Origin of the sequence: uncultured Maritalea sp., assembly GCF_937139385.1 — a bacterium.
Lineage (GTDB): Bacteria > Pseudomonadota > Alphaproteobacteria > Rhizobiales > Devosiaceae > Maritalea > Maritalea porphyrae_A.
Genome location: NZ_CAKZPW010000321.1, coordinates 1 through 4,907, shown reverse-complemented (window position 1 = coordinate 4,907; position 4,907 = coordinate 1). Strand labels below are relative to the sequence as shown.

6 protein-coding genes and 2 pseudogenes are annotated in these 4,907 nt (G+C 48.3%); 4 read left to right on the top strand and 4 right to left on the bottom strand.

Going from position 1 to position 4,907, the window contains the following annotated elements:
• The 4 genes from Q0231_RS13215 to Q0231_RS13200 form a co-directional block, all read left to right on the top strand.
• Nucleotides 1–1,055, top strand: a 1,055-nt coding sequence (locus tag Q0231_RS13215) for an amino acid ABC transporter permease (protein ID WP_299348046.1), incomplete at its 5' end; no start/stop codon positions are given.
• A gap of 11 nt (nt 1,056–1,066) precedes the next feature.
• On the top strand, nt 1,067–2,206 hold the full coding sequence (locus tag Q0231_RS13210) for an amino acid ABC transporter permease (protein ID WP_269394336.1): 1,140 nt from the start codon (nt 1,067–1,069) through the stop codon (nt 2,204–2,206).
• Nucleotides 2,207–2,212: 6 nt separating this feature from the next.
• The gene (locus Q0231_RS13205; RefSeq protein WP_269394335.1) at nt 2,213–3,007 is read left to right on the top strand and encodes an amino acid ABC transporter ATP-binding protein; all 795 of its coding nucleotides are present in this window, start codon (nt 2,213–2,215) and stop codon (nt 3,005–3,007) included.
• Nucleotides 3,008–3,124: 117 nt separating this feature from the next.
• Nucleotides 3,125–4,141, top strand: a complete 1,017-nt coding sequence (locus Q0231_RS13200) for a transporter substrate-binding domain-containing protein (RefSeq protein ID WP_299348044.1) — start codon at nt 3,125–3,127, stop codon at nt 4,139–4,141.
• 9 nt (nt 4,142–4,150) lie between these two features.
• Here Q0231_RS13200 and Q0231_RS13195 read toward each other — a convergent pair whose 3' ends face one another.
• The 4 genes and pseudogenes from Q0231_RS13195 to Q0231_RS13180 all read right to left on the bottom strand — a co-directional run.
• Complete coding sequence (locus tag Q0231_RS13195; RefSeq protein WP_299348043.1) at nt 4,151–4,510, bottom strand: GFA family protein; 360 nt, start codon at nt 4,508–4,510, stop codon at nt 4,151–4,153.
• 26 nt (nt 4,511–4,536) lie between these two features.
• The gene (locus Q0231_RS13190; protein ID WP_299348042.1) at nt 4,537–4,692 is read right to left on the bottom strand and encodes a hypothetical protein; all 156 of its coding nucleotides are present in this window, start codon (nt 4,690–4,692) and stop codon (nt 4,537–4,539) included.
• Nucleotides 4,692–4,778: pseudogene (locus tag Q0231_RS13185) on the bottom strand (triose-phosphate isomerase); the annotation flags it as partial. The pseudogene Q0231_RS13185 and the gene Q0231_RS13190, both read right to left, overlap by 1 nt.
• Nucleotides 4,779–4,798: 20 nt before the next feature.
• A pseudogene (locus tag Q0231_RS13180) lies at nt 4,799–4,907 on the bottom strand (HIT domain-containing protein); the annotation flags it as partial.

Here is a 4,907-nt window from a genome sequence, read left to right as displayed (position 1 = left end):
TCACCAACCTACAGGCGCAGAACAAAACAACCGGATTTGATTTTCTCGGAAACACCTCGGGGTTCAACATTGGTTTCACGCTAATGGAATATGACCGGTCTTCAACATATTTCGATGTGTTCAAGGTTGGTATTCTAAACACATTGCTTGTTTCCGTAATCGGCATTGTGTTGGCAACCGTGTTGGGCTTCATCATTGGTGTTGCACGTTTATCCAGCAACTGGATCATCGCGCGCCTTGCAACTGTATACATCGAAGTTTTCCGCAACATACCGCTGCTATTGCAGTTGTTCTTTTGGTATTTTGCGGTTCTCAAAACGATGCCATCAGTTAAGAACAGTATCGAGTTTGTCACCGGATCCGTCTATCTGAACAACCGCGGTCTATATGTGCCAGATCCACAACCGAACGATAGTTTCGTTTGGGTTCAGTTGGCCATTGTTGCGGTCATCATCGGTGGATACTTCCTTAATCGATGGTCAGTTCGTCGTTTTGAACAAACAGGGCAGCGTTTTCCGTTTGTACCAGCATTTATTGGGATGCTTGTCGTCATTCCAGCAATTGTGTGGATGGTGACGGGTGCGCAAATCGCACTAGATTATCCAGTGCTTGAACGCTTCAACTTCGCTGGCGGAATTCAAATTCCACCTGAGTTTGTTGCGCTTTTGTTTGGATTGGTAATCTACACAGCAGCCTTTATTGCTGAAACTGTTCGCGCAGGTATTCTTGCGGTGAGCGATGGGCAAACAGAAGCTGCACAATCATTGGGGCTGAAAAACTCTGACCGTCTGAATCTTGTGATCATTCCACAAGCGATGCGTGTGATTATTCCACCGTTAACAAGCCAATATCTAAACCTCACCAAAAACTCTTCTTTGGCGGTTGCGATTGGTTATCCTGACATTGTTAACGTGTTTATGGGCACTGCATTGAACCAGTCCGGTAAAGCTGTTGAAGTGATCTTTATGACCATGATGGTCTATCTGACGCTTTCATTGCTTACTTCAGTTGTCATGAACATTTACAACGCGCGCATTGCGCTAACCGAGCGATAGGGAGAACAAACATGACTGATACAAGTTTTGCCTATGTGCGCAACGAGATGCTTGGGGAGCAGCCAGCTCCTTCAACAAGCAAAGGCTTAGTGGGTTGGCTACGTCAGAACTTATTCTCTGACATCCCCAACTCAATTATGACCATTGTCGGCATTTTGTTCTTGGCTTGGTTCTTGCCGCCGATCTTCAACTTTTTGGTCACCCATGCGGTTTTCCCGTGGTCGGTGGACAACACGGTTGAAGCTTGTCGAACTGAAGAAGCAGGCGCCTGCTGGATTTATGTGGTCGACCGCTTTAATTTCTTCATCTACGGATTTTATCCTTCGGAGTCATATTGGCGAGTAAACATTTGCTTCCTTTTGGGCATAGTGACTTTGGTCCCACTTTTGTGGCCAGACCTACCCCATAAGGGCCTGTCAGCAATTGGTTTCTTTGTTGTTATGCCTGTTGCAACATTTTTCTTGCTCAACGGCGGCGTGTTTGGCCTTACAGAAGTGCCAACAGAAAAATGGGGTGGCTTGACCATCACATTGATCATTGCCACCGTGGGTATCGTTGCTTCGTTGCCTATCGGTATTGTGTTGGCCCTTGGTCGGCGTTCACATATGCCATTTGTGAAATACGTTTGTATTGCGTTCATCGAGCTATGGCGTGCGGTGCCACTGATCACCGTGTTGTTCATGGCGTCGATTATGCTGCCATTGTTCCTGCCGGAGGGGACAACAATCGATAAGCTGCTTCGTGCACTTGTTGGTGTGTCGCTCTTTTCTGCTGCATATATGGCGGAAGTGGTGCGTGGCGGTTTGCAAGCTTTGCCAAAAGGGCAGTATGAAGCTGCAGATGCATTGGGTTTGAACTACTTCAAAGCCATGTATCTGGTCATTCTGCCCCAAGCGTTGAAACACGTTATCCCGGGCATTGTGAACAGCTTCATTTCGTTGTTCAAAGATACCTCTCTGGTATCAATCGTGGGTCTGTTTGACCTTTTGAACACCGTGCAGGCAACCACAGCGCAAGTCGAATGGAAATCACCTCACCAGGCAACAACCGGCTATCTGTTTGCAGCCGCAATGTTCTGGGTATTCTGTTTCGGTATGTCACGTTACTCCATGTATATGGAACGTCGCCTCAATACCGGACACAAGGAGTAGATAAATATGTCAGAAGTATCAGCAGACCAAATCAAGGTCGACCGCACCAAAATGACAGTGTCCGACACGGACGTTGCTGTTGAAATCAACGGTATGAACAAGTGGTATGGCGACTTTCACGTTCTCAAAGATATCAATTTGAAAGTGATGAAAGGCGAGCGGATCGTTATTGCGGGGCCATCTGGGTCAGGCAAATCGACACTTATCCGTTGCATCAACCGTTTGGAAGAACATCAGCAAGGCGAAATCATTGTTGATGGGATCGAGTTGACCAACGATTTGAAGCGGATCGATGAGGTGCGGCGTGAAGTTGGAATGGTATTCCAACACTTCAACCTGTTTCCGCACTTGACCATTATGGAAAACTGCACGCTGGCCCCAATGTGGGTTCGTGGAATTCCAAAAGCAGAAGCTGAAGCAACTGCGATGGAATACCTTGAAAAAGTGAAGATTCCTGAGCAAGCAGACAAGTTCCCGGGCCAATTATCCGGTGGTCAGCAACAACGTGTGGCGATTGCGCGGTCTTTGTGCATGAACCCAAACATTATGCTGTTTGATGAACCAACCTCAGCACTTGACCCTGAAATGATCAAGGAAGTGCTCGAAGTTATGGTGAACTTGGCTGAAACTGGGATGACCATGTTGTGTGTGACCCACGAGATGGGTTTTGCCCGTCAGGTTGCTAACCGCGTTATCTTTATGGACCAAGGTCAGATCATTGAACAGAATGACCCAGACAACTTCTTCGACAATCCGCAGCATGAGCGGACCAAGTTGTTCTTGAGCCAAATCCTGCATTAAACCGATCAATTGAGGGGTGTGGCGAAAGTTGCACCAATTCAATTGCTTAGTGTTTTGGATTGAACTAAACATATTTTGAGCGGCCTCATTGGGCCGCTCAAAGCTTAAGAGGGATCAATGAACGGTTTGCGTATCATTTTGGCCGGTTTGTTGTTGGCACTTGTGACGGTTCCATCCGCACAGGCTGATACCCTAGATAATGTGCTTGAAAGTGGTATCGTTCGCTGCGGCGCCACAGATGGCCACAAAGGGTTTTCCGAGGTCGCGGAAGACGGCTTTTGGAAAGGCTTCGACGTTGATGTTTGCCGCGCTGTTTCGGCAGCAGTGTTCGGTGTCGCCAATCGCGTGGATTTCACAAAATACTCGGGTACCAACCGTGTTGCTCCTCTGCAAAGTGGGGAAGTGGACATCATGGCACGCAGTGCCTATTGGACCATGTCCCGAGACACTCAATTCGCCGTGCAAAACGTTACAGTTACCTATTTTGATGGCCAAGCATTATTGGTGCCAGAGACACTAGGTGTTGTTTCGGCAATCCAATTGAATGACATTATGGTCTGCGCTGTTCGTGGTTCAATTGAACAAGATCGAGCTGAACGCTACTTTTTCGAGCACGAAATAGCTTACAAAGAATCATATTATGAGGAATTCGAAGACCTCATCGTCGCTTACAAAGCAGGGCTCTGCAATGTTGTGACGGCGCCAGCAAGCACATTGCAAGCCATCATCGAAAAAGAACTCAATACGAGCGAACACCGTATCTTGCCTGAGCGCCTGTCCATTGACGCATGGGGCCCACTTGTGCGCAACAATGATGACCGCTGGCAAAATGTCGTCCGCTGGACGATATTTGCGCTAATTAATGCCGAGGAACTGGGCGTTAGCTCTCGAAATATTGACACGATGATTGGAAGCAAAAACCCCAAGGTGAGAAGATTGCTCGGCCTTGACGGAAAATTTGGTGCCCCCTTGGGCATTCCCGATACATGGGCGCAAGACGTTATTCGTGGGGTCGGCAACTATGGCGAAATGTTTAGTCGAAACTTTGGCCGTGAAACTGATTTCGCCATTGCACGCGGCAAGAATGAACTCTGGACCCGCGGCGGACTGATGTACGCTCCACCAGTGCGCTAGTGCTTACTCCTATGCTTCAAGCGACAATGATGCGCCGTCCAACAGGGGCGGGTTGAGCGAACGTGCGTCGACACCATCCAAACAAGCAAGGTTTATCCCAAACTTGTCGGGTGCTGAACGGGGTCGGTGAAATGTATAGATTCCACAGTTTTTGCAGAAGTGGTGTTTGGCAACCTTTGTGTTCCATTGATAAAGGCCGAGCTGATCTTCACCAGCGAGCAGTTTGAAATCTTCCCCCGGAATGCGAACCATCACAGCATTTTTCTTGCTGCACAATGAACAGTTGCAGGTCATCGCATCGGCCAAATCCAGTTTGGCTTCAAACTGCACCGCGCCGCAATGGCACGAACCATGGTATTGTTTTTCCATCAGTTTTCTCCAATAGGTAGCAGGTGTCAGTCAGCAAAATGTATCGCTACGCGGCGATTGATTTTGCCCTTTTTCTCAACTTTGCCAAATCGTATTTTTCCAATTTCCCGCGTGTTGGCCACATGCGTCCCCCCACATGGTTGCCAATCAATGGTCTGATCGCCATCCGAAATTCGGATCATGCGGATTTTGCCTTGGCCCGGATCATCGCGTTCGTTTCCTCGTGGGCGTCACGGCGTTCTGAATGGCCAACAATCACAAATGTAGCATTTACAGATCCTACTGATTGTGGAAATGCAGATGGAACACCTCTTGGCCACCAGCCGCCTCGTTGAATTGCTGCAAAGTGATGCCATCAGCGGCAAAGGCGGTCTTGGCGGCGTTGGCCACTTTGTTG

Excerpts from the sequence above, each read along its gene's own strand:
- Q0231_RS13210 (WP_269394336.1), top strand. The coding sequence starts at position 1,067 with ATGACTGATACAAGTTTTGCCTATGTGCGCAACGAGATGCTTGGGGAG.
- Q0231_RS13205 (WP_269394335.1), top strand. The coding sequence starts at position 2,213 with ATGTCAGAAGTATCAGCAGACCAAATCAAGGTCGACCGCACCAAAATG.
- Q0231_RS13200 (WP_299348044.1), top strand. The coding sequence starts at position 3,125 with ATGAACGGTTTGCGTATCATTTTGGCCGGTTTGTTGTTGGCACTTGTG.
- Q0231_RS13195 (WP_299348043.1), bottom strand. The coding sequence starts at position 4,510 with ATGGAAAAACAATACCATGGTTCGTGCCATTGCGGCGCGGTGCAGTTT.
- Q0231_RS13190 (WP_299348042.1), bottom strand. The coding sequence starts at position 4,692 with ATGATCCGAATTTCGGATGGCGATCAGACCATTGATTGGCAACCATGT.